The sequence below is a fragment of the Pseudosulfitobacter sp. DSM 107133 genome (assembly GCF_022788695.1).
Classification (GTDB): domain Bacteria; phylum Pseudomonadota; class Alphaproteobacteria; order Rhodobacterales; family Rhodobacteraceae; genus Pseudosulfitobacter.
This window is the reverse complement of the sequence record NZ_CP085154.1, coordinates 3,536,357-3,555,333: the sequence shown is the minus strand read 5'-3', so window position 1 is coordinate 3,555,333 and position 18,977 is coordinate 3,536,357. Positions and strand designations below refer to the sequence as shown.

Annotated in this window: 19 protein-coding genes; 8 read left to right on the top strand and 11 right to left on the bottom strand. The window is 60.8% G+C overall.

Annotated elements, in window-relative coordinates:
* Positions 1-5: 5 nt before the first annotated feature.
* Positions 6-812 carry a flagellar motor protein MotB gene (locus tag DSM107133_RS17650; RefSeq protein ID WP_114291719.1) on the bottom strand — a complete coding sequence of 269 codons (807 nt, stop codon included), beginning with the start codon at positions 810-812 and terminating at the stop codon, positions 6-8.
* A gap of 159 nt (positions 813-971) precedes the next feature.
* Between DSM107133_RS17650 and DSM107133_RS17645 the strand changes: the two genes are divergently transcribed.
* A complete protein-coding gene (locus DSM107133_RS17645; protein ID WP_114291718.1) occupies positions 972-2,192 on the top strand; it encodes an MFS transporter in 1,221 nt (406 codons plus the stop codon).
* Here the strand turns inward: DSM107133_RS17645 and DSM107133_RS17640 are convergent.
* Positions 2,189-3,118, bottom strand: coding sequence for a rhodanese-related sulfurtransferase (locus DSM107133_RS17640; protein ID WP_114291717.1), 930 nt, complete (start codon positions 3,116-3,118; stop codon positions 2,189-2,191). The two genes, DSM107133_RS17645 and DSM107133_RS17640, sit on opposite strands and share 4 nt — an antisense overlap.
* Before the next feature lie 107 nt (positions 3,119-3,225).
* Here DSM107133_RS17640 and DSM107133_RS17635 point away from each other — a divergent pair, with 107 nt between their 5' ends.
* The 3 genes from DSM107133_RS17635 (at position 3,226) to pncB (ending at position 6,059) form a co-directional block, all read left to right on the top strand.
* The gene (locus DSM107133_RS17635; protein ID WP_162791941.1) at positions 3,226-4,101 is read left to right on the top strand and encodes an alpha/beta fold hydrolase; all 876 of its coding nucleotides are present in this window, start codon (positions 3,226-3,228) and stop codon (positions 4,099-4,101) included.
* The gene (gene pncA / locus DSM107133_RS17630) at positions 4,098-4,697 is read left to right on the top strand and encodes a bifunctional nicotinamidase/pyrazinamidase (RefSeq protein WP_114291715.1); all 600 of its coding nucleotides are present in this window, start codon (positions 4,098-4,100) and stop codon (positions 4,695-4,697) included. The genes DSM107133_RS17635 and pncA overlap by 4 nt, the downstream gene beginning before the upstream one ends.
* A 69-nt stretch (positions 4,698-4,766) precedes the next feature.
* Positions 4,767-6,059: a nicotinate phosphoribosyltransferase gene (pncB, locus tag DSM107133_RS17625; protein ID WP_114291851.1), complete on the top strand. Its 1,293-nt coding sequence runs from the start codon at positions 4,767-4,769 to the stop codon at positions 6,057-6,059.
* Here pncB and DSM107133_RS17620 read toward each other — a convergent pair.
* Together DSM107133_RS17620 and arfB are read right to left on the bottom strand one after the other, a co-directional pair.
* On the bottom strand, positions 6,056-6,946 hold the full coding sequence (locus DSM107133_RS17620) for a DMT family transporter (protein ID WP_240310353.1): 891 nt from the start codon (positions 6,944-6,946) through the stop codon (positions 6,056-6,058). The genes pncB and DSM107133_RS17620 overlap by 4 nt on opposite strands.
* Before the next feature lie 65 nt (positions 6,947-7,011).
* Entirely contained in the window at positions 7,012-7,431 is a 420-nt protein-coding gene (gene arfB, locus DSM107133_RS17615; protein WP_114291714.1) for an alternative ribosome rescue aminoacyl-tRNA hydrolase ArfB, read from the bottom strand.
* Between the two features lie 72 nt (positions 7,432-7,503).
* Here arfB and DSM107133_RS17610 point away from each other — a divergent pair, with 72 nt between their 5' ends.
* Positions 7,504-7,890, top strand: a complete 387-nt coding sequence (locus tag DSM107133_RS17610; protein WP_114291713.1) for an STAS/SEC14 domain-containing protein — start codon at positions 7,504-7,506, stop codon at positions 7,888-7,890.
* A gap of 245 nt (positions 7,891-8,135) precedes the next feature.
* Here DSM107133_RS17610 and DSM107133_RS17605 read toward each other — a convergent pair whose 3' ends face one another.
* From DSM107133_RS17605 to DSM107133_RS17585, 5 genes are all read right to left on the bottom strand, one after another.
* A complete protein-coding gene (locus DSM107133_RS17605; RefSeq protein ID WP_114291712.1) occupies positions 8,136-8,747 on the bottom strand; it encodes a queuosine precursor transporter in 612 nt (203 codons plus the stop codon).
* Positions 8,748-8,837: 90 nt separating this feature from the next.
* Positions 8,838-9,674, bottom strand: a complete 837-nt coding sequence (locus DSM107133_RS17600; protein ID WP_114291711.1) for an esterase-like activity of phytase family protein — start codon at positions 9,672-9,674, stop codon at positions 8,838-8,840.
* Positions 9,647-10,564 carry a penicillin-insensitive murein endopeptidase gene (mepA, locus tag DSM107133_RS17595; protein ID WP_114291710.1) on the bottom strand — a complete coding sequence of 306 codons (918 nt, stop codon included), beginning with the start codon at positions 10,562-10,564 and terminating at the stop codon, positions 9,647-9,649. The genes DSM107133_RS17600 and mepA overlap by 28 nt, the downstream gene beginning before the upstream one ends.
* Positions 10,564-11,934 (bottom strand): MFS transporter, encoded by a 1,371-nt coding sequence (locus DSM107133_RS17590; protein ID WP_114291709.1) that lies wholly within the window; start codon positions 11,932-11,934, stop codon positions 10,564-10,566. The genes mepA and DSM107133_RS17590 overlap by 1 nt, the downstream gene beginning before the upstream one ends.
* A gap of 66 nt (positions 11,935-12,000) precedes the next feature.
* A complete protein-coding gene (locus tag DSM107133_RS17585; RefSeq protein ID WP_114291708.1) occupies positions 12,001-12,558 on the bottom strand; it encodes an acyl-CoA thioesterase in 558 nt (185 codons plus the stop codon).
* A 123-nt stretch (positions 12,559-12,681) separates the two neighbouring features.
* On the opposite strand from DSM107133_RS17585, the gene DSM107133_RS17580 reads away from it, so the two are divergent.
* Positions 12,682-12,972 carry a YggT family protein gene (locus DSM107133_RS17580; protein ID WP_114291707.1) on the top strand — a complete coding sequence of 97 codons (291 nt, stop codon included), beginning with the start codon at positions 12,682-12,684 and terminating at the stop codon, positions 12,970-12,972.
* A 141-nt stretch (positions 12,973-13,113) separates the two neighbouring features.
* On the top strand, positions 13,114-15,156 hold the full coding sequence (recQ, locus tag DSM107133_RS17575; RefSeq protein ID WP_114291706.1) for a DNA helicase RecQ: 2,043 nt from the start codon (positions 13,114-13,116) through the stop codon (positions 15,154-15,156).
* Here the strand turns inward: recQ and DSM107133_RS17570 are convergent.
* Positions 15,153-15,764 carry a glutathione S-transferase family protein gene (locus DSM107133_RS17570; RefSeq protein WP_114291705.1) on the bottom strand — a complete coding sequence of 204 codons (612 nt, stop codon included), beginning with the start codon at positions 15,762-15,764 and terminating at the stop codon, positions 15,153-15,155. The two genes, recQ and DSM107133_RS17570, sit on opposite strands and share 4 nt — an antisense overlap.
* 144 nt (positions 15,765-15,908) lie before the next feature.
* On the opposite strand from DSM107133_RS17570, the gene yaaA reads away from it, so the two are divergent.
* The gene (yaaA, locus tag DSM107133_RS17565) at positions 15,909-16,682 is read left to right on the top strand and encodes a peroxide stress protein YaaA (RefSeq protein ID WP_114291704.1); all 774 of its coding nucleotides are present in this window, start codon (positions 15,909-15,911) and stop codon (positions 16,680-16,682) included.
* A gap of 6 nt (positions 16,683-16,688) precedes the next feature.
* On the opposite strand, the gene DSM107133_RS17560 is transcribed toward yaaA, so the two are convergent.
* A complete protein-coding gene (locus tag DSM107133_RS17560; protein ID WP_114291703.1) occupies positions 16,689-18,872 on the bottom strand; it encodes a response regulator in 2,184 nt (727 codons plus the stop codon).
* Between the last annotated feature and the right edge of the window lie 105 nt (positions 18,873-18,977).

Genomic DNA, 18,977 nt, shown 5'->3' with positions numbered 1-18,977 from the left:
GGCCGCTATCGCAGGAAGACCACTTTGATACGGTTGTTGCGGATATCCATCGGGTTCAGCGTTGCGGGATCGCGGTCGGCGTATCCTGTCACGCGTTTCACCCGCCCCGCCGCCAGGCCGGCATCGTCCAGCAAATGACGCATGATTGTTGCCTGTTCGGTCGACCGGTCCCAGACCTGAACATTGGCAACCACCACCGGCTGGGCAGGTACATGTGCGCCAACCGCGATGTCGTTTTTCACGGACCGCCCGGTTTGCACCAGCAAGGCCGCCAGTCGCTGCAGCAGGGGCGTCGCCTGTCCGGTTTGCGGATCGAACAGCGGTGCGTCAGGCATCGCGAACAACTCAACAACCAGACCTTCGTCCGTCAGCTTGGTAATGACGTGTTCCAGCTCGTTTTCCATGAGGGCAGATTCGCCGCCAAATCCCATAAGCTCGGATTCAAGCATCTTGAGTTCGGTGGTTTCGGCATCGTCCGTGCCTTCGGACCCGGTTGCCCGGCTTGCGACCACCACCGGACGCACACCGCTAAAGGGCAGCGCTTCTTCTGAAAACGTGCTGTCGCCGCCAAACGACCCGTCGCCGCCGCCCGACACCCGATTGATAGCGATCGTCGGCGTAAAGTAATCCGCGATCCCTTTGCGTTGCTTTTCTGTCGTCGCGTTCAACAACCACATCAACATAAAAAAGGCCATCATAGCGGTCACGAAGTCCGCATAAGCAACTTTCCAGGCACCACCATGATGCCCGCCGCCGCCTACGACCTTTTTACGTTTGATGATGATTGGCGCCGCATTGCTTTGCGCAGCCATGTCACTCACCCTTTTATTCACCCAAGTGCAGATTTATCAGCCAAGCCTTTCCAGCGGCTTAACAAACGTAATTGTAGGTAATACTTGCCCGCGGCCTGGCAGGTGTCGGCGGTTGCACCGGACCGCGAGTTCTGCGCTGATGCAAAAAAGGATTCAGGCATGGATGAAATGACGGTTCTGGACAGCAAATATTCGTGGACCCGGCTGTTGATCACGCTGGGCGTCGCGATGGTGGCCAATGTCGGCATGTGGGCGGTGATCATGATCATGCCTGCGCTTGAAGCGGAATTTGCGCTGACCCGTGCGCAGGCCTCCATGCCCTATACACTTACCATGGTCGGCTTTGCGCTGGGCAACTTTGCGATTGGCCGTGCGGTGGACCGGTTCGGCGTGACCGGATCACTGATCGGGGCGGCCCTGGGGATTGCTGCGGGCTATACTTTGGCCCTGTTCGCAACCTCGGTGTTCATGCTCAGCGCCGCGCAACTGTTGATCGGTCTGGCCTCGGCGGTAGGTTTTGGTCCGCTGATTGCGGATATCTCGCATTGGTTCATGCGCCGACGCGGCATAGCCGTGGGCATCGTTGCCAGCGGCAATTACCTGTCGGGCGCGATCTGGCCGATGGTGCTGGCCGGGCTGCTGGCCGACAGCGGCTGGCGCAGCGTTTACACGTTTCTGGCTGTGGTCACACTGGTCACCGTGATCCCGCTGGCACTGCTGCTGCGGCGTCGCATTCCTCAGGAGGCGCAGAACGCGGCACAGGCTGCATCGGACAGCAACGCCAAATCTGTGGGCCTGTCACCACGAAACCTTGCGCTGTTGCTGGGGCTGGCAGGCGTTGGCTGTTGCGTGGCGATGTCGATGCCGCAGGTGCATATTGTCAGCTATTGCGTCGATCTGGGCTATGGCCCGGTTGCTGGCGCGGAAATGCTGTCGTTGATGCTGCTGGGCGGGGTGTTCTCGCGGCTGGTATCGGGCATGGTCGCCGACCAGTTGGGCGGTGTGCGCACACTGTTGATCGGGTCGGGGCTGCAATGTCTGGCGCTGTTTTTCTACCTGCCTTCGGACGGGCTGGTTTCGCTTTATGTGGTGTCGCTGATCTTTGGTCTGTCGCAGGGCGGGATCGTGCCCAGCTATGCGCTGGTCGTGCGCGAATACATGCCTGCGCGGTCAGCTGGTGCCTGGGTCGGTTTTGTGTTGATGGCAACCATCGCAGGCATGGCGATCGGCGGTTGGATGTCGGGCTGGATCTATGACGTGACCGGAAGCTACCAGATGGCGTTCTGGAACGGCATTGCCTTTAACCTGTTGAACGTGGGCATCATGCTGTGGCTGTTGTCACGTTCGCGTCCACGCAAGCCCGGTTTAGTCGCGGCCTAAGCCTCACCCTTGCCCGTGACCATCGGCGCCGACAGATGATCGAAGCCGCGCGCACGGGCCAGTTCGATCTGGCGCTGACGCTCGCGGAACCGCGCCTTGTCGACCTCTGACGTCTCGTCGATGCACAGGTGACAACTGACGCCGGCCTCGTATTCGGGGCGCGCCTGATCGGCGGGCAACACGGGGCGGCGGCAGGCGTGGCACAGCATGTGCGGCCCAACCCGCAGCCCGTGGCCCACGCTGACCCGCCCATCAAAGACAAAGCAGTTGCCGCTCCATGTGCTGTCCTGCTCGGGCACCTCTTCAAGGTACTTCAGGATACCGCCCTTCAGGTGATAGACATCTTCTATCCCCTGACCCAACAGGAAGTTGGTCGATTTCTCGCAGCGGATGCCGCCGGTGCAGAACATCGCGATCTTCTTGTTGTGAAAGCGGTCCTTGTTGGCCTCCCACCAGGCGGGAAACTCGCCAAAGCTGGCGGTCTGCGGGTCAATTGCGCCGTCAAAAGTGCCAATCGCCACTTCGTAATCGTTGCGCGTGTCGATCACGGCAACATCGTCGCGGGTGATCAGTGCGTTCCAGTCGGCGGGGTTTACATAATGCCCCGTCCGCGCCGCCGGATCGACATCGGGCTGGCCCATCGTCACGATCTCGCGCTTCAGCCGCACCTTCATCTTGCCGAAGGGCGGCGTTTCGGACGTGCTTTCCTTCCACTCCAGCCCCGCGCAACCGGGCAGCGCGCGAATATGCGCCAGCACCGCGTCGATACCCGCGCGCGGGCCTGCGATGGTGCCGTTGATGCCTTCGCCCGCCAGCAGCAATGTGCCTTTGACCTCCTGGGCTATGCACAGGTCCAGCAAGGCAGGCTTGATCGCGTCCGGCGCATCGAAGCGGGTAAAGTGGTAAAGGGCAGCGATAATATACATGCCACGCCAAATACGCCTGACGTCGCGACCAGACAAGAGGCACGGTTGCCGCAGGCAGACGCCACGGCAGCGTTGACGCGCCCGTGCTTCGGCTGAACGCTGTGGACATGGACGAGATAACAGATTTCACAGGCCCGGGACGATTGCTGCGTGTCAGCGATGGCAGCGGCACGCCGGTGCTGATCTCGCACGGGACATTTTCCACCGCTGCGACGTGCCTGCCACTGGCACAGAAGATCGGCGCGGGGCGGCCCACCTATATCATTGAATGGCGCGGCAGGGACATTGGCGCGGGGCGGGTTCAGCACCTTGACTACACCGGGCTAGGCGATGGCGAAATGGCGCAGGCCATTGCCTATGTCGCACAACGACACGGGGCGGTGCATCTGGTGGCCCATTCCGGCGGAGGGCTGGCCATGGCAATGGCATTGGCGCGGCATGACCTGCGCGCCCGCGTCCGCAGTCTGTGCGTGATGGGTGCGCAGGCCACGCGGTTTTATGATGGGCCGTGGCGGTTTCGCATGACCATGCTGGCGCTGGCGCAGATCGGGCGCAGGCGTGGCTATTGGCCGGTGCGGCTGATCAATATCGGGCCGTGCAACGAGGCGTCGGGCATAATGGACGAATGGCTGGGCTGGAACCGCACCGGTGTGATCGGTGACACGCATGGCCCCCTGTCGCCGCGCCTTGCCGCGCAAAAGCTGCCGACGCTGGTGCTGGCGGGGGGCGGCGACCGGTTGATCGCCCCCGTCGCGGGCTGCCGCGATTTTGCGCAGATGTTCGGCCCGCAGGCGCAGCTGGAACTGTGTGGCACCGCCACAGGCTATCCCGAAGATTTCAACCATGCCCGCCTGATCCGCTCGCGCGCTGCAGCGCAAACGCTTTGGCCACGCATCGGCAAATGGCTGTCTGAACAGGACGCAAACATTGACCCGCCGCGGCCATCCGCCTACGCCATAGGGCAAACAGGAGACACCGTATGAGCCACACCCTGATCGTGATCGACGTCCAGAACGATTTCTGCCCCGGTGGCGCACTCGCCGTGGCCGAAGGCGATATGATCGTGCCCGGTATCAACGCGTTGATGGCATCTGCTGACGCCGTTGTGCTGACGCAAGACTGGCATCCGGCGGGGCATTCCTCATTTGCCGCGTCGCATGCAGGGCACGACCCTTTTGCGCTGATCCAGATGCCCTATGGCCCGCAGGTTTTGTGGCCCGACCACTGCATTCAGGGCAGCGACGGGGCGGCTTTCCACGCCGATCTGAACACCGACCGCGCCGATATGGTGATCCGCAAAGGCTTTAACCCCGCCATCGACAGCTATTCGGCGTTCTTCGAGAACGACCATAAGACGCCGACAGGGCTGGAAGGCTATTTGCGCACCCGTGGCATCGACCGAATAACGATGGTCGGTCTGGCCACTGATTTTTGCGTGAACTTCTCGGCGGTGGATGCGGCGAAGCTTGGTTTTGACGTAACCGTTCAGATGGATTTGTGCCGTGCCATTGATCTGGACGGTTCTCTGATCGCAGCGGTCGAGGCCATGAAAGCGGCGGGCGTGTCCCTAACCTCCTGAGGCACCAGCGCCCTTGCCACTGCCCAAGTCAACGGGCAAAACAGGCAAAGCAAACGGAGAATGCCCGAGATGGTCGACATCGCCACCCGCGTCTGGAATCACAAGTGGAAGATCGACCCGATCATCCGTTCTCTGATCGACACCGACTTTTACAAGCTGCTGATGTGTCAAAGCATCTTTCATAACAAGCCGGACACGCAGGTCACATTCTCGCTGATCAACCGCACCAAATCGGTGCCGCTGGCCGACCTGATCGACGAAGGCGAATTGCGCGAACAGCTTGACCATGTGCGGTCGCTGTCGCTGTCCCGCGGCGAAAGCACCTGGCTGCGGGGCAACACCTTCTACGGCAAACGCCAGATGTTCCGCTCTGATTTCATGGAATGGTTCGAAGGCCTGCGCCTGCCGCCCTACCATCTGGAACGCAAGGGCGACCAATACGAGCTGACGTTTGAGGGCAAATGGCACGAGGTCATGCTATGGGAAATCCCTGCGCTGGCAATCCTGATGGAACTGCGCGGCCGCGCGGTGCTGGATCGTATGGACCGTTTCGAGCTGCAAATCCTCTATGCGCGCGGCATGACCCGTGTTTGGGAAAAGATCGAGGCCCTGCGCGAGGTCGACGGTCTGGGCATCGCCGATTTTGGCACACGCCGCCGTCATTCGTTCCTGTGGCAGGACTGGTGTGTTCAGGCCATGCAGGAAGGTATGGGGGACAAGTTCACCGGCACCTCGAATTGCCTGATCGCCATGCACCGCGAACTGGAAGCCATCGGCACCAACGCGCATGAATTGCCGATGGTCTATGCTGCTTTGGCGGACACCGACGACGCGCTGTTCCGCGCGCCCTATGACGTGCTGTCCGACTGGCACGACGAACACGAAGGCAACCTGCGCATCATCCTGCCTGACACCTATGGCACCAGGGGCTTTCTCGAAAACGCTCCCGACTGGCTGGCCGGCTGGACCGGTATCCGCATCGACAGCGGCGATCCGGCGGCAGCGGCCGAAGTGGCCATCGACTGGTGGAAAAGCCGCGGCGAAGACCCGACGCAAAAGCGGGTGATCTTCTCGGACGGGCTGGACGTGGACAAGATCATCGCGCTGCACAAGCAGTTCAAGGGGCGGGTGCTGCCGTCGTTCGGCTGGGGCACGCTGCTGACCAACGACTTTCGCGGACTGGTGCCGGACGATGCGCTGGCGCCGTTCTCGCTGGTGTGCAAGGCAGTCTCGGCCAACGGACGCCCGACGGTCAAACTGTCGGACAACCCCAACAAGGCCATGGGCCCGCAGTCGGAAATTGACCGCTACAAGCGGGTGTTCGGTGTCGGGGATCAGGATAAGATCGAAGTGGTGGTTTAAGCCGCCTTCTTCCCTCGCTCCCGCCACACAATCAACAACCCGCCCGCCGCGATCAGGATCGCGCCGGGGAACAGGGCGTCCCACGGGGTCTCGCCAAAGAACAGCCAGCCCAGCAGGAACGCAAACGGGATGCCAAAGTAGGAAAACGGGGCAAGGTTCGCCTGTTCCGTCATGCGCTGGCTGACCACGATAATCAGCACTGCCGTGCCGCCGAATGCCCCCATCGCCATCAGCCAGGGGATATCCGGCAGCGCCACAGGGCTGAACCCGCCCAAGGCCAGCGCCAACAGCGTCGCCCCCACCATCGCCGCCGAATTGGAATAGAAACTGACCAAGGGGCTGGGCACATCCTCGTCGAACATCCGCGCGGTCACGGCGACCAGCGCATACATGAACGCAGCCCCAAGCGGATATAGCGCATCGGTTGAAAATGTATCACTGCCCGGCTGCATCACCAGCACCACACCGGCAAAGCCGATCATCACCGCACTCCATCGCACCCAGCCGACAACTTCGCCCAGCAACGGCACCGCCAGCGCGGTCATGAACAGCGCGTTGGCATAGGTGATGGTGGATGCTGTGGCGAATTCCATCCGTCCCAGCGACAGGTAGAAAAACAGCTGGGCAACGGTCACAATCGCCCCGCGCGACAGGGCCAGCTTCCACTGCCGTAGCTTGAAACTGCGTCCGGTTTCACGCCACTTCCGCGAAGTGGCCAAGGCGATCACTGCGGGGATCAGGCCAAAAATATTGCGCCATGCGCTCAACTCGGCGGCGGAATAGTCGGCAGAGAGCAGCTTGATAATCAGCCCCATGCCGTCGAACAGCGCAAGCGCAACAAGGCTGAGCACAATGGCAAGGCCGGTTTTGTCGGTGGCGCGTATCAACGGGGCTGACTCCTGTCAGGGGCGCGGATACCTAAGCCCAGAATTCCACCAATGACCAGCACGGGTCAGTCCGGATCGACCCGCCCGCGCAACGACTTGACCTCGCCGCGCACCTTTTTTTCCTTCAGCCGCCGCTTTTTCGATCCCAGTGTCGGGCGCGTGGCGATGCGGCGTTTGGGTTTGACCAGCGCGGCCTTGATCAGATCAACCAGCCGGTCGCGGGCAATGTCACGGTTACGGGCCTGGCTGCGGGTCTCTTCGCACTGGATGACCAGCGCGCCCTCGTTGGTCCAGCGCCGTCCGGCCAGCCGTTTCAGCCGGGTCTTGACCGGATCGGGCAAATTCGGGCTGCGCGCGGCTTCGAACCGCAACTCGACCGCCGAAGACACCTTGTTCACATTTTGCCCGCCGGGGCCCGAAGAGCGCACGAAAGTCTCGCTCAGTTCCCAGTCTTCGATGGCAATGGTGTCATTGATACGCAGCATGCACCCGTTATCGCATCGGAACGATCCGGCGGGAAGGGGCGTTTGTTCGTGAATCCCGCACAGGAGACCACCATGCTGAAACTGCCATCCCTGATCCAGATCGCCACCAACCGCGCCGATCTGTATGTCTTCCGTATCACCGGCGAAGTCAGCGCCGGGGATATGACGGCGCTTGCTGCTTATCTGAACGATGTTTTCGATCAGCCCGGCAAGGTGGATTTGATGCTGATCTTTGACCGCTACGATGGCACCGTAGCCACGGGTGCGCTGGGTTGGGAGACACTGAAATCCCGCCTGCGGGCTGTGTCGAACATAAATAAATATGTTGTCGTGGGCACGCCGGAACACACGTCTGAACTGGTCGAGGCAATGCACAGCATCCTACCCGTTGATGCCGAACCCTTTGATGCGGAAATCAGCGCATGGCGCTATCTGAACGCCAAAGCGGTTGCGGCCTGAACCGGTACGAAAAAGGGCCGCCTGACGTTTGCCAGCGGCCCTCTCGAAAGTTTCAGGAGGCGGGGTCGGTTAGACCAAATGGTCCACTTGGTGGATCACATCGCCAAGGGCTGCCCTAGCAGGCATTCCTCCAAGCTGTTCCGACACCTCTCTCCAATACCTTTCTGGACACTAGAGCACCTCCTTTCAATTGTTTCAGACACTTGCAGGTTGGCACGTCAGCGCGAATTGTCAAAACACTTTTTTCAAATAAAGTGACGGGTAATCGCCCGAAAAGGGATAAGTGCTGTCAAAGCAAGCAATAATTTTACCGACCAATCTGCAACTGCCAGCGAGATCCACAGCGGCACCACGGGGCCAAAACCCAACAAAGGCAGGGCTTCTGATGCCCAGGAAACATCGGTTGCAGGATGGATGAATGACAGCGCGCCTGAAAAGGCGATCGAGAAGAACAAAATCGTGTCAACACTGCTGCTGACCAGCGTCGATGCCAGCGGCGCGCGCCACCACGCTCCATTGCGCAGCGCCGAAAAAATAGCGACGTCCAGCAACTGCGCGGTCAGGAAGGCAACGCCCGAGGCCACGGCGATGCGAAACGTCACCAGCGGACCAAATTCGCCCATGATCTGTGTGCCGATCAGGCTGCAAATGACCCCAGCGACAAATCCGGCCAGCACAACCTTGCGGGCGGCGGGGGCGCCGTAGATGCGGTTCATGATATCGGTGACCAGAAAGGCCAGCGGATAGGTGAATGCGCCCCATGTCAGCCATTGGCCGAACAGGAACTGGACCAGAATGTTCGAGGCCACGACAATGGCGGCCATGGCAATGATGCCGGGTATATAGGCGCGATTCATGCTGTGTTCCGTTCTTACGAGGGTGCGGTGACTTGGCCCGCCACGATAGCAGAGGGGCGTTCCATAGGCCCAAGCGCACAATCGTGCAAGTTATTCTGTCAGCGTGAATTCGACCATTTGGTTGCTGAAAAACGTGTAAAAGTTGTCATCGGCCACCAAAGTCAGGTGGGTGACGCCCTGCGTATCCTGCCAAAGGCTGATACCTTCGAGGTTGCCGTAGGTGCCGGGTTCGGTGGTCAGCAACGTGGTTTCGGCCAGATCGGGAGCCGACAGGTCGAACCGCCGGATACGGCTGGCAAACCCGCGAAAGGACAGGCGGCGTTCCAGAAGATAGAACAGCCCGTCAGGCCCGAAATCCGCGCCCGTGGGCAGGAAATCACCGTCGCGTGGCAGAAAGGGGCCTTTGGTCCAGCTGTGGCCATCGAACTGGTAAACGGGAAAGGGCGTGCTGTCGTTGGCAGAGTGTTCGGGGACCGTTACAACGGTGCCATCCGGCGCCACGGCCAGCGCTTCAAGCGCACGATTTTTGTCCATGGTGTTGAAGTCGGGATGCCCGCGCGGGCGATCGAACCCGCCGGCGGCGCGCTCGACGGCAATTCCTGCGGGGCCTTCCATCGACACATAAAGCCGGCCCGCCGCGTCAACAGCCAGCCCTTCGGTGTCGCCCAGATCATCTGTGCGCCCGTCATCGATTGCGCTGGACACTTTGGCCGGTTCGCCAGAGCGGTCAAAGGCCACACGGAAAAGGTTGCCACGATCCGACAGCACCAGTGCTGTGGCACCGCCGTCGAACACTTCGATGGCGGACAGCCCGCCAAAGCCTTCCGACAGACGCGGCAGCGCAATCACGCCATCCAATGTCAGTGTCGGTTCAGCTTGAACGCAGGCCGCCGCGCATATCAGCGCGAGCGCAGAACGCCAGAGCATTGCTGGGGCAGATCGGCGACAGTCAGTTCGCGGCGCGGTTTCGGTTTGGGGGCATTGGGGTTTGGTGGCGGCGGATTCAGGATGTTGTTGACCCATTCCTGTGCATCGGCGCACCCATCACCGGCCGGTGGTGGCGTTTGGTCGACACAACCGCGCGCCCCCTTGGGACAGGCAAGCCGCACATGGAAATGATAGTGGTGACCATACCACGGGCGCACCTTGCGCAGCCACGACCGGTCGCCTTTCTCATCCTTGCACATCTGCACTTTGGCCCCCGGAAAGACAAAGATCCGCGCGGTGCGGCTGTCTTGGGCGGCGGCCTTGATGATCTCGTGGTGGGCGCGGGTCCATGATCCGTTGGTATAGGCGCCGCTGGCGCGGCGGGTCGAGATCGACGAGATGTTCTCGCGCTCGGCCACGCTAAGGTTCAGGTTGGCGGCGGGCAGCATCCAGATGTCGGCGTCCAGCCCGATCTGGTGGCTGCGATGCCCTGTCAACATGGGCCCGCCACGCGGCTGGCTCATGTCGCCGACGTAAATGCCGTTCCACCCCGGTTGCTGTGCGGCCTTGCGGCTGAGCTTTTGGATGAAATCAACCAGTTCGGGGTTGCCCCAGTTGCGGTTGCGCGACAGGCGCATCGCCTGCCATGTGGGTCCGGTTTCGGCCAGTTGCACCGATCCTGCGGCACAGCCCTTGGCATAGCTGCCATAGGCAGCCGCCGGTTGCTGCGAGCCGACCCGTTCGGCCCCAAAAGCTGCCTTGGCCGATCCGCGCAAAACGGCAGGATCAACGTCAGGCAGCGGCGTGCCGTCGATGTTGGTGTCTGATTGGCCACTGCATGCAGCGGTCACGACCATCAGGGCGGCAAAACACAAACGACGCAATAACATTACTCGACCTCTCCATCCGGTTTCACCCAGACTAGCATGATCAGTCCGATTGCAAAGAGCCCGATCAGCGGCGTGACGCCAAAGCGCTGGCTTCCGCTGACTTGCGAGGCAACGGCGATCAGCGCAGGGGCCAGAAACGTCGTGGCCTTGCCCGACAGCGCATAAAGACCAAAGGCTTCGGTCATCCGTTCGGAATTGCCCTGACGGGTCAGCATGTTGCGGCTGGCGCTTTGCAACACTCCACCCGCGGCCCCGATCAGCATCCCCGCCACATAGAACAGGATGTTGGGCAGGTTGGACCCTTCGGCAAGCTGGATGCCAAAAGCCGATGTGGGCGACAGCGACACGATCAGAATAGCGGTGCCCATCAGGATGAAGCAGCACAGGACAATCAGCGGCTTTGGTCCAAAAGCACGGTCGGCATAGCCGCCCAACCAACAGAACAGCGCGCCGCTTGTGGCTGACACGATACCGAAAATGCCCACCTCCATGATGCTCCAGTTCAGCACGCCCAGTGCATAGATGCCGCCAAAGGTGTACATCCCGTTCAACGCATCACGGTAGAACATCGACGATCCAAGATAGGCCAGCAGGCTGGGGTTTTGGGGCAGGGTTACCAGCGTTTGCTTCAGATCTTTCATGCCCTTACCGAATTTGTAGCGCAGCCTCGGTGTATTTGTGGGTGTTTCTTTGACCCACAAAAAGAACGGGATCATGAATACAGCAAACCAGATGGCGCTGAAGGGGCCGACAGCGCGCGTGTTCGCCTTGGTCGCGGGGTCCAGGCCGAATGGCGGCTCAAGACCAATCAGCGTGCGCCCGGAGTCTCCGCTCACGAACAGCAGCAGCATTAGCAGCAGTGATAAGATTCCGCCTACATAGCCAAAAGCAAAACCTGACCCAGAGTAAACGCCCAATTCTTCCTTGGGGCCAAGCGAAGGCATTAGGCTGTTGGTAAAGATCGTGGCGAACTCCATCCCGACCAGACCCAAGCCAAAAAAGAACAGCGCCCAGAGCACGGAAAAGTCCTGTGGTGCGGTCCACCACAGTGCGTAGGCACCAACAAAATACATTGCCGAAAACAGCCATATCCAGGGCATCCGGCGGCCTGAACTGTCGGCAATGCTGCCCAGAATCGGCGCGAGAACGGCAATGGATATGCCCGCCACGGTCAACCCATAGCCCCACAACGCCTGCGCCTGTGCCTTGGCTGCGGTCTCGGCCATGCCACCCGCCATCAACTGCGCGGCAGCAGTCTGGGCAAAGTAGGGGCCAAAGATAAACGTCAGCAGCATCGTGTTGTACGGCTGGCTGGCCCAGTCAAAGAAATACCAGCCCCAGATCCGCTTTTTCAGTGATACGTCAGCCATTTCCGTCCCCAGCCCAGTTGTTGCCGCGATTAGAAACAGGGCCGGAGGGCATAGGCAAGGAAAGGTTTACGCAGGGTGCGCAATCTCGTCCTGCATGGGGGGCCATGGACGTGTTGCTTCGGCGTCGATCCACGCTGCGATCCAGTCGGGAACCGGTGGGCTGACGGGGCTGTGCCCCAGCGCTTCGGCGGCGCGGGCGGGATTGATGGCGCGGCCATTCTCCAACAAGGCAGAGCGGTACAGCACATGGCTGGCGCATTCGCCGTTGGTCTTCCACATCGACTGCTCCAGATACATGAACCGGTCATCCCAGCACACCAGCCGTGATTTCATCGTGAACCGTTCGAACATGGTGATGCGGCGGCGATAGCGCACCGAAGCGCCGGCCATTGTCAGCGCCCATTTGTTCCTGAACAGAACCGCGACCAACCCGCCGCGCTGCGCCATCGCCAACCGGCCCAGATCATAGAGCGTCAGGGTGCGCCCGTTGTTCAGTTCGCCGAACATGTCGATGTCCCACGGCCAGCAGATATGCCGGCTGATATGAACGTCGTTGAAGTTGGCCAATGGCGGCAGCCGACGGGCCATCAGGATATCTTTGAACAGACGGACGAAGGGGAACATGGGCGTGGCTCCTTTTTGCCCTGTTCAGTGCAGCGTGGCCACGCTGTCAACCATCACCTCGCGGCAGACTTGCCCTTTTGCCGGCGCATGACTAGTTGAAGGGCAACCAAAGAGGTGAGTCCGATGCAATCGTTGTTCCAAATCCTGATGCTGCTGCTGAATATCGTGTGGTTCTTCATCATTGCCCATGTGGTGATGAGCTGGCTGATCAATTTCCAGGTGTTGAACCTGCGCCAGCCGGTCGTGGCGCAAATCTGGTACGGGCTGAACCGTTTGCTGGAGCCGGTCTATAGCCGCATCCGCCAAATCCTGCCGCCTATGGGGGGGCTGGATCTGGCGCCGCTGGTGCTGCTGGTTGGTGTCGCCGTGTTGCGGATCGTGCTGATGAACAACGCCGGTGCGTTTTACTATTAGGCGGGTTCGGGGGCTCTGCCCCCGGCGCTGCGCGCCGCCCCCGGGATTTTTTTGAACCAGAGAAGCAGCAGACCTTGTTCACGGAATCTTAGTGTGTGACTCTGCATCAAAAGAGCAGACAATTCACATCAAGGTTTCAATATGACAGGCGCTGCCACGCTTTTGTCCGAAGTTTTCGGCTTTGACGCTTTCCGTCCCGGGCAGGAAGAGATCGTGCATGCCGTGGCGAACGGCGAAAACGTGTTGGCCATCATGCCCACGGGTGGCGGCAAATCGTTGTGTTTCCAATTGCCTGCGCTGATGCGCGAGGGGGTCACGGTGGTGATTTCTCCCCTGATCGCCCTGATGCGCGACCAGGTGCGCGCGCTGCAAGAGGCGGGGGTGTCGGCGGGGGCGCTGACCTCGGGCAATACGCCCGAGGAAACCGATGCCGTGTGGGAGGCGCTGGAGCGCGGTGAGTTGAAGCTGCTGTATATGGCGCCCGAACGGCTGGCCGCAGGGTCGGCCATGGGCATGTTGCGCCGCATCGGCGTGTCGATGATCGCCGTGGACGAGGCCCATTGCGTCAGCCAGTGGGGTCATGATTTCCGCCCCGACTATCTGCGCATCGGCGAATTGCGCCGCACCCTGAACGTGCCGCTGGCGGCGTTTACAGCGACCGCCGACATCGAAACCCAGGCCGAGATCGTGCAAAAGCTGTTCGACGGGGAACCGCCGCGTGCCTTTTTGCGCGGGTTCGACCGGCCCAACATCCATCTGGCCTTTTCCGCCAAGGACGGGCCGCGGGCGCAAATCCTGAACTTTGCCGCCGCGCGCAAGGGACAGTCGGGCATCGTTTACTGCGGCACGCGGGCCAAGACCGAAACGCTGGCGCAGGCGCTGCGCGACGCGGGCCATGGTGCGATCCATTATCATGGCGGTATGGACGCCGAAGACCGCCGCATCGCCGAACGCCGGTTCCAGCAAGAGGACGGGTTGATCGTTGTCGCCACCGTCGCCTTTGGCATGGGCATCGACAAGCCCGACATCCGCTGGGTCGCCCACGCCGACCTGCCCAAAAGCATCGAGGCCTATTATCAGGAGATCGGCCGCGCGGGCCGTGATGGTGCCCCTGCCGAAACGCTGACCCTGTTCGGTCCCGATGACATCAAACTGCGCCGGTCGCAAATTGACGAGGGGTTGGCCCCGCCCGAACGCCGCGCTGCCGATCACGGGCGGCTGAACGCGCTGCTGGGTCTGGCCGAGGCGCTGGAGTGTCGGCGCAAGACGCTGCTGGGCTACTTTGGTGAAACCGACGTGACCTGTGGCAGTTGTGATCTCTGCGACAAGCCCGCCGAGGTGTTCGACGGCACAACGGCGGTGCGCAAGGCGCTGTCCGCGATGCTGCGCACGGACGAATGGTTCGGCGCGGGCCATCTGATCGATATCCTGCTGGGCAACCGCACCGACAAGATCGCGCAGCGCGGGCATGACAGCCTGCCGACCTATGGCGTTGGCAAGGAATACGACAAACGCCAGTGGCAGGCGGTCTTCCGGCAGATGATGGGCCACGACCTGATCCGCCCCGATCCCACCCGCCATGGCGCGCTGCGGATGACCGACGCGGCCCTGCCGATCCTGCGGGACGAAACCACGATCAACCTGCGCCGTGACAGCATCCGCAGCGCGGGCACCAACCGTCGGCCGGCGGTCAAGGAAATGGTGTCGGAAGAAGACGCGCCGCTGCTGAGCGCGCTCAAGGCGCAGCGCCGGGCGCTGGCCGAGGCAGCACGGGTGCCTGCCTATGTGATTTTCACGGACCGCACGCTGATCGAAATGGCCGAAACCCGCCCTGCCACGCTGGACGCGATGGCGGGGATCAGCGGTGTCGGGGCCAAGAAACTTGAACGCTATGGCGATACGTTCTTGCAGGTCATCAACGGCGCCGCAGAGGACGTGCACCCGACGCGGCGCAAACTGGCGGGGCGGCCTGCGGGAACGGTTTATGATCAGCTGATGGACGCGCAGGCGCAACTGGCGCGCGGGTCTGCGGGGACCGACAAGCCGCTAAGCTGTTCCGCCGCGCAACTGGCGAAGGTGGCGCAAATGCGCAGTGCCGACCCCCAAGCGCTGGAACGTCTGTTGGGTGAACGCCGCGCCGAAAGATTTGGCGCGGCGTTCCTGGCTGTGTTGTCCGAAGGTTAAGCAGCCGTTTCCAACAAATCGGCGTCATACTCTTTCATCATCTTGATCGACGGACGCGCGCCGCACCGTTCGATCCAGGCTGTGACCTGTGCATTATCGGGTGCGAATTCCGGCATGAACAGGAACGGCGACACCATCAGCAGATCAGCGGCACTATAGGTGTCACCCAACAGATAAGGCTGGTGTGCCAGCGTCCGGGCGAGACTGGCATAAAGCTCTTGAGGGCCGCGGAACGTGCTGTGAAAGGCGGGATGCTCGATCTGCGCGATATGGGCGACCATCACCGGTTCAAACACATTGCCGTAATAGGCCAGCCAGCTGAGGTAACTGCCCCGCCGCGCGTCACCGATTTGCACGCCCATCGGGTTGGCGAAAAGGTCGGTCAAATACAGGATAATCGCGTTTCTTTCGCGGATCAGGGTGCCGTCATGATCCAGAAAGGGCACCTTGCCTTCGGGATGGGGATTGGCCGGATCAGGGGTGCCGAATTGCCCCTGACGCACCAAACCGACAACGCGAATGTCGACCTGGTCAAGGACATCCATTTCGATCAACAGCTGGATGATCGAGGACGAGCGGGTGTTGGGGCCGTGATAGAGCGTGAGCATGGGAGTTCCTTTGGTCTTGTTTCAGTGTCATCGGGATAACGCAGGGTGGTGACAATTTCTGGCAGTACCTCGGTGGTCTTCCCGTGATCTGGACCTTCGCGTCCCATCGGATTAGGTCAGGTGCAAACCATAGGAGACAAACAGATGCTGGTTGTGATTTCGCCTGCCAAGCGGTTGGACTGGACCGAGAGCGACATGGACATGACTGCGCCCGCAATGCAGGAAGACGCGGTGCGGCTGGCCAGGACCGCGCGCAATCTGACCCTGGGCGATCTCAAGGCGCTGATGCATCTGTCGGACGATCTGGCCCGTCTGAACCGTGACCGGTTCCAAGCTTTTGCCGCTGATCCCGAAGCCGAGGCCCTGCGCCCTGCCGCGCTGGCATTTGCCGGCGACACCTATCAGGGGTTGGACGCGGCTTCGCTGGATGCAGACGAGATGGATTGGGCGCAAGAGCATCTGCGCATTCTGTCTGGGCTGTATGGAGTGTTGCGCCCGCGCGACGCGATCCAGCCCTATCGGCTTGAGATGGGCAGCCGCCTGAAGACGCGGCGGGGCAAAAATCTGTATGACTATTGGCGCGATGACCTGTCCAAGGCGTTGAATGCTCAGGCCGAAGCGGTAAACAGCGATGTTCTGGTGAACTGCGCCAGTCAGGAATATTTCGGTGCCGTCGCACTCAAGTCGTTAAAGCTGCGGGTGATTACACCGCAGTTCATGGAGGACAAAGGGCAGGGTCCGAAAATCGTCAGCTTTTTTGCCAAGAAAGCACGCGGCGCGATGGCGCGCTTTGTGGTGCAAAACCGGCTGACAGACCCCGCGACGCTGACAGGTTTCGACAGTGGCGGCTATGCTTATCAGCCCGATCTGTCCAAGCCGGACGCTCCCGTTTTTGTGCGCCCTTACCCTGAAACCTAAGCGGTTTCAGCTGGCCTGCGCCTGTTGGGAAAGGGGGGGCTGCACCCCCTCGGGACAGGCGGCCAGAACCTGATTTTCCAGCGCGTTCTTGCGCAGGGGTTTGGTCAGATAATGGTTCAGGCCCGCGGCCATGATTGTGGCTTCTTCCTCATCCATCGCATGTGCGGTCAGGGCCACCACGGGCACCGCGGTTCCGCTTTCGGCTTCCAGCGCGCGGATGGCGCGGGTGGCGTCCTTGCCGTCCATCTTGGGCATTGAAATATCCATAAAGACCAGATCGGGCGCGAAACTTTGGAACAGCGCCACGGCCTCCTCACCGTTGTTGGCGAATTGCAGGTCGATGTTCAGATGTGCCAGCATCTTGCGCAGCACAAGTTGGTTCGTCTTGTTGTCTTCGGCCGCCATCACGCGCATTTTGCGCAAGCTGGTTGCCTTCGGCTCGGGCATCTCGGCCTTGGGCGGTGCGATCGGGCCCAAGGTTTCCAGCATGGTGAACAATTCGCGGCGCGGCACCGGTTTTTGCATCAGGGCGTGCAGGTATTTGCGTGCGGGGTCACGGTCGGCGTAGCCGGGATTGGTGCTGAGCAGAATCACGGGCATCTGGTGGCCCGCGTTGTGGATTGCCTGTGCCAATTCCAGCCCGTCCATGTCGGGCATGTTGTGATCGGTCAACACCAGATCAATGCTGTCGTTCAACATTTGCAATGCCCCTGCGCCATCCTTGCACGATACCACGTTCAGCCCCAGCATCTGCATCTGACGCTCTAGAATCAAACGGTCGGCGGCAATGTCGTCCACCACCATCACGCGGTGCACCCCTTTGGGAATGGCAGGGTGGCGTGGCACCTCTTGCTCTGCGGTCTCAAGGTTCAGAGAAAAGCCGAAACACGAGCCCTGACCCTCTTCGCTGGTCACCCAGACCTTGCCTTCCATTAATTTCACCAGCCGTTGCGAAATGGCCAGCCCCAACCCGGTGCCGTCAAACTGGCGGTTCCGCTCGTTTTCGACCTGATTGAATTCACCGAATATGTGGTCGATCTTATCTGCGGGAATGCCAATGCCCGTGTCTTCGATGGCGATGTTCACCTGACCCATACCGCCCTGATCGGCGGGCACGCCGGTGACGCGCACCAAAACGTGACCCGCAGATGTGAACTTGACGGCATTGCCGATCAGATTGGTCAAAACCTGCCTGATCCGTCCGGGATCTCCGACAAAGCGGGTGGGCAGGAACAGGTCGTAATCCAGCAGAAGTTTAAGATCCTTTTCACGCGCGGCTGGCTGCAACAGCATGATAACCTCGTGAATACAGCGTTCCAGATCGAAGGGCTCCGGGTGCAGCGTCAGCTTTTCCGCCTCGATCTTGGAATAGTCCAGAACGTCGTTAATAATGGTCAACAACGCCTCGCCCGAATTGCGGATGGTATCGACATACAAACGCTGCTCTTCATTCAGGCCGGTGTCGGTCAACAGGTCTGCCATGCCGACCACACCGTTCATCGGGGTCCGTATTTCATGGCTCATATTGGCCAGAAATGCTGATTTGGCCCGGTTCGCGGATTCCGCCACTTCGCGGGCTTCCTTCAGCCGCGCCTCATAGACAACGGTAGCGGTGATATTCAGGCCCAGCGACACGATATCGCCACCGGGGCCACGGCGGTCGATCAGCTTGACATATTGATCGTTCCACAGCCGGATCGTTGTCGGTTCGGGATAGGGAGCCATCCACCGCTGCGTCATCATGGCGCGCCAGTCATCCGGGGCCATATCGCCGGTGTTCACGATCCCTTCGTCGGTCAATACTTGCAGGATGGTGATGTAGTTCACGCCGGGGCGGATCAATTCCATACCATCGAAAATCGTCAGGTAGGCGCGGTTTGCGGCCAGCATCTGGTTGGTGTCGTCAAAAAATGCAAAGCCGTCAGTCACGGTTTCAATGGAATGCCACAGCCGCCGCTCGGCCACTTCTACCTTGTGGTGGGCCACGCTGAGATCGGATTTGACGCGAATGTTTTCATCGCGCACGGTTGCAACCTCGGCACGGGTTTCGTCAATCTCGGCGCTCAGCTCCTGTGCATGGCGGTCCAGTTTGCGGCGCGCAGCGGCCAGTTCGGATTGCTTGAGCTCAAGCAGCCGTTCAGCGGCCAGCCGGCCACGCCGTTCTTCCGCCAGTTTGTTGGCCAGCGACATGGTGCCTCCGCATTGGTCCGAGTCAGAATCCGTTCGCCAACAGGTTTCGCCCATCAAGGTAAAGAGCGGCTTAAGTTCTGTAGGAATCGTTGCCAATGCAGGCGC

Coding starts and splice junctions, on each gene's coding strand:
- DSM107133_RS17650 (WP_114291719.1), bottom strand. CDS start 812: ATGGCTGCGCAAAGCAATGCGGCGCCAATCATCATCAAACGTAAAAAG.
- DSM107133_RS17645 (WP_114291718.1), top strand. CDS start 972: ATGGATGAAATGACGGTTCTGGACAGCAAATATTCGTGGACCCGGCTG.
- DSM107133_RS17640 (WP_114291717.1), bottom strand. CDS start 3,118: ATGTATATTATCGCTGCCCTTTACCACTTTACCCGCTTCGATGCGCCG.
- DSM107133_RS17635 (WP_162791941.1), top strand. CDS start 3,226: ATGGACGAGATAACAGATTTCACAGGCCCGGGACGATTGCTGCGTGTC.
- pncA (WP_114291715.1), top strand. CDS start 4,098: ATGAGCCACACCCTGATCGTGATCGACGTCCAGAACGATTTCTGCCCC.
- pncB (WP_114291851.1), top strand. CDS start 4,767: ATGGTCGACATCGCCACCCGCGTCTGGAATCACAAGTGGAAGATCGAC.
- arfB (WP_114291714.1), bottom strand. CDS start 7,431: ATGCTGCGTATCAATGACACCATTGCCATCGAAGACTGGGAACTGAGC.
- DSM107133_RS17610 (WP_114291713.1), top strand. CDS start 7,504: ATGCTGAAACTGCCATCCCTGATCCAGATCGCCACCAACCGCGCCGAT.
- DSM107133_RS17605 (WP_114291712.1), bottom strand. CDS start 8,747: ATGAATCGCGCCTATATACCCGGCATCATTGCCATGGCCGCCATTGTC.
- DSM107133_RS17600 (WP_114291711.1), bottom strand. CDS start 9,674: ATGCTCTGGCGTTCTGCGCTCGCGCTGATATGCGCGGCGGCCTGCGTT.
- mepA (WP_114291710.1), bottom strand. CDS start 10,564: ATGTTATTGCGTCGTTTGTGTTTTGCCGCCCTGATGGTCGTGACCGCT.
- DSM107133_RS17590 (WP_114291709.1), bottom strand. CDS start 11,934: ATGGCTGACGTATCACTGAAAAAGCGGATCTGGGGCTGGTATTTCTTT.
- DSM107133_RS17585 (WP_114291708.1), bottom strand. CDS start 12,558: ATGTTCCCCTTCGTCCGTCTGTTCAAAGATATCCTGATGGCCCGTCGG.
- DSM107133_RS17580 (WP_114291707.1), top strand. CDS start 12,682: ATGCAATCGTTGTTCCAAATCCTGATGCTGCTGCTGAATATCGTGTGG.
- recQ (WP_114291706.1), top strand. CDS start 13,114: ATGACAGGCGCTGCCACGCTTTTGTCCGAAGTTTTCGGCTTTGACGCT.
- DSM107133_RS17570 (WP_114291705.1), bottom strand. CDS start 15,764: ATGCTCACGCTCTATCACGGCCCCAACACCCGCTCGTCCTCGATCATC.
- yaaA (WP_114291704.1), top strand. CDS start 15,909: ATGCTGGTTGTGATTTCGCCTGCCAAGCGGTTGGACTGGACCGAGAGC.
- DSM107133_RS17560 (WP_114291703.1), bottom strand. CDS start 18,872: ATGTCGCTGGCCAACAAACTGGCGGAAGAACGGCGTGGCCGGCTGGCC.